Annotated in this window: 3 protein-coding genes; all 3 read left to right on the top strand. The window is 54.3% G+C overall.

Translation table 11 applies throughout. From position 1 onward, the window contains the following. The first annotated feature begins 456 nt into the window (after positions 1 to 456). The 3 genes from INT21_RS16850 to INT21_RS16840 all read left to right on the top strand — a co-directional run bounded on the left by INT21_RS16850 (position 457) and on the right by INT21_RS16840 (position 3,220). Positions 457 to 1,314, top strand: a complete 858-nt coding sequence (locus INT21_RS16850) for a site-specific integrase (protein WP_193067431.1) — start codon at positions 457 to 459, stop codon at positions 1,312 to 1,314. After that, the gene (locus tag INT21_RS16845) at positions 1,307 to 2,458 is read left to right on the top strand and encodes an IS91 family transposase (RefSeq protein WP_193067430.1); all 1,152 of its coding nucleotides are present in this window, start codon (positions 1,307 to 1,309) and stop codon (positions 2,456 to 2,458) included. Before INT21_RS16850 ends, INT21_RS16845 begins: the two co-directional genes overlap by 8 nt. 384 nt (positions 2,459 to 2,842) lie before the next feature. Further along, positions 2,843 to 3,220, top strand: a complete 378-nt coding sequence (locus INT21_RS16840) for a VOC family protein (RefSeq protein WP_193067429.1) — start codon at positions 2,843 to 2,845, stop codon at positions 3,218 to 3,220. The last annotated feature ends 189 nt before the right edge of the window (positions 3,221 to 3,409 follow it).

The raw sequence follows: 3,409 nt of genomic DNA, 5'->3' as shown, positions 1-3,409 counted from the left end.
GCGCACTGACGCCGGAGTAGGGTGAGGAGGAGTCCATCCCATTGCGTAACGCTTGGCGAGGAACGAGCCAAAAGGCACCCGCGATGGCGGCCCAGCGGGAAGGCAGCCCCAACTGCCTAAAACATGTTCCAGCTCAGTTTTTCTGCAAAGCCACGTGACCTAAGCCAAATTTATGAATAAAGTATGATTGAAAAGAGCAAAACGAGCGGGCTCGCGAATTTTGTAGATGCTGCCATACGATATAAATAGCGTTTTAAAAACAGTTGGTTAAGTTTTTTAGAGCGGCTGGATAAAATCAATAAACGCGCAGCCACATTCAATGGTGTTATGCAGCAGGCTATATAAGCACTGTTGAACTAAACCGCTTCGCGGTAGCTATCGACGAACCACGTTTCTCGCCTCATCGGGCCACACTGTTGATTGACCCACGTGGGTCAATCAACAGGAGTGACGACGATGACTGCCTTGCGACAGAAGATGATCGCGGCCATGTGTCAGCGTGGCTTTTCGCAACGTACCCACAACACCTACCTGATGGTGATCACTGAGCTGGCACGATATTTCCACCGTTCGCCAGACACGTTGAGTACCGACGACCTACAACACTTTTTTAATCATCTGGTTCAGGAGCGCGGTTTGTCCGCGGCCAGCTGCCGTGTCTACCTGCATGGCGTAAGGTTCCTGTACCTGCACGTGTTGCAGTGGCCGTCGTTTGATGTGCCGCTCACCGTCCCTAAAAAACCGCAGCGGATTCCAGAACTGCTGACCCGCGACGAGGTTCGGCGGATTCTGGCCGCCTGCCAAAACACCAAGCATCGCATGATGCTGGAGCTGTGCTACGGCTGCGGCTTACGCGTAAGTGAGGTCTGTCACTTGCGTGTCAGTGACATCGACAGTCAGCGTGGCCAGTTGCGTGTCGCTCAAGGCAAGGGCGCGAAAGATCGCATGGTGTTGCTTCCGGCGACCTTGATTGATCGCTTGCGCGATTACTGGCGAGCCTACCGTCCATCCACATGGCTCTTCCCGAGTGCGCTGTTTCCCGATCAAGCACTGCACCCCAGTGCGCCGCAGAAGGCCTTTACCCAGGCCAAACGCCTTGCCGAGGTTGAGCGGATAGGGGGCATCCACAGTCTGCGCCATGCGTATGCCACCCATGTCCTGGAGCAGGGCCTACCCGTTCACCAGCTTCAGCGACTGCTGGGCCATCGTAACCTCCAGTCGACGATGCGCTACCTACACTGGCTACCGAACCAGCAAGGGGTAAGTCAGCGCCATATCGACCTGGTGGCGACATTGGAGATGGGTCATGACTAAGACCGCTACTCTGCAACAGGCGCTGACCCGTTTTCTCGATCCAGCCGGTCTTGATCGCCACCGACAACGAGTGTGTACTCATCTGCTAGCCTGCCGAACGGAAGCGATGGGCGGGATGGTCTTGCAGTGCTCCGACTGCGCCCACGTACAGCCACACTACTTCGGTTGCCGAGATCGTCACTGCCCGCAGTGCCAGGGCCGCGCTATAGAGCAATGGGCCGAGCGTCAACAGGCCAATATCCTACCGGTGCGCTATTACCATGTCGTGTTCACACTGCCACACAGCCTTAATGGCTGGGTTCAGCTTCATCCCGAGGTGATCCACCGGCTGCTGTTCCAAAGTGCCTGGCACACGCTGCGCATGTTTGGGCGCGATCCTAAACGCCTTGACGGCCAGATGGGGATGATCGCCGTGCTTCACACCAGGGGCCAGAACCTGAGCCAACATGTGCATCTGCATTGTTTGGTTCCAGGCGGTGCCTTGAGTGACGATGGCAACTGGCGTGAAGCGCGTAGTAACTACTTGTTCCCCGTGCGGGCCTTGTCACGCCACTTCCGTGGGCACATGGTGAGTGCTTTGCGCAAAGTCGCCACGGCAGGCGATCTTCACCGAGTCACTTGGCCCGGTGATGTCGATGAACAACTGAACACGTTGATGACCACTGAGTGGGGGGTTTACAGCAAGGATTGCCTTGAACACACCCCCGCCGTGGTTCGCTACCTCGCGCGCTATACGCGCCAGATCGCTATCAGCAATGCACGCATTCTGACCGTCGATGATCATCAGGTGATCTTACGCTACAAGGACTATCGTGACCGCGAGCGGCACAAGCCACTCATCCTTGATGGCAAGGAGTTCGTGCGCCGGTTCTTGCTCCACGTCCTGCCCAAGGGGCTGATGCGGGTACGCCATTACGGTTTTCTGGCCAATCGCTGTCGTCGGCAGCGTTTGGTACAGATCCGGCGCGCGTTAGCGGTTGTAGAGCCAGCACCGGATGCTGATATGGCTGCCAGCGAGGCGGAGCCGACCTACACCTGTCCACACTGTAGGCAACCCAGCTTGCAGATGATCGGCATACTCTCCTCTCAGCGCCCCTCCTGCGGTCCACCGCCTAACCACCAGGAGCAACGCTATCGAACCTAATGTAACGGCATACCACGATGAGGGACATGGTTCACCGACCCGCTGGCGGGTCACGGCTACGCTCGTCCCGGTGATGGATTTTAGCCGTCAGGCACGCTACATTGGGTTAACTTTGGTTCGGGAGTACTGACATGACGGTTAATCTCAGCATGAGAGCGCGTTACCAGCAACATGCCGATGCATGGCTTGGTGGCCTCCGGCCACATGCCCGTCAATACAATCCCCTAGTAAATAGCCGCCTGCTGGACGCGCCTTAGTCCAACAGGCATTTATACGCCATGCTCCGCACGGCGAATAAATGCTTCACTGTTATGTTGAATAGGGCTTCAAAGCCCACAGGTATTCAGCTAATCTCATCTTCCACGCAATATCTTAGGTATATACATGATTGATCACGTTACAATTCCCGTTAGTGATTTGGAAAGAAGCCGGAAGTTTTATGAAGAAGCTTTTAGTCCACTAGGGTACAAAGTTGCATTTGGTGAAAAAGGAAAATTTTGGGCTTTCGACCTCGGTAAGGGCTTCTTATTCGAGATCTGTAGCGCTAAGACTGAGGGTGCTTTAACGAGCTTTCATATTGCCTTTCGTGTGGCGAGTCAGAAAAAGGTTCGAGAGTTTTATGACTCAGCTATTTTAGCAGGAGCGCGAGACAACGGAGCTCCAGGACCGCGACCTCACTATACCGAGAACTATTATGCCTGCTTCGTTCATGATCCAGATGGTCATAATATTGAGGCTGTCTTTGACACATGGAAGTCTTGATGCAGTTGAAAATGCGGTAAAAGTTTAATGTAAAACACGTGCTGAGTTTCAACATAACAAACTGTTCAAGAGGGATTCGCAACGCGTGGCATTTTTACTATGCGTTGATTTTAGTGATTAGGGTGGTGTGCGGTGGCTTCGGTATTGCGTTGCTCACCCCTTAACAGGGCGTTGAGCCTGTAGAAAAAC

This window comes from Halomonas sp. 3F2F, assembly GCF_014897805.1.
In the GTDB taxonomy this organism is placed as follows: Bacteria; Pseudomonadota; Gammaproteobacteria; order Pseudomonadales; family Halomonadaceae; genus Vreelandella.
This window is presented reverse-complemented; position numbering and strand designations above follow the sequence as displayed.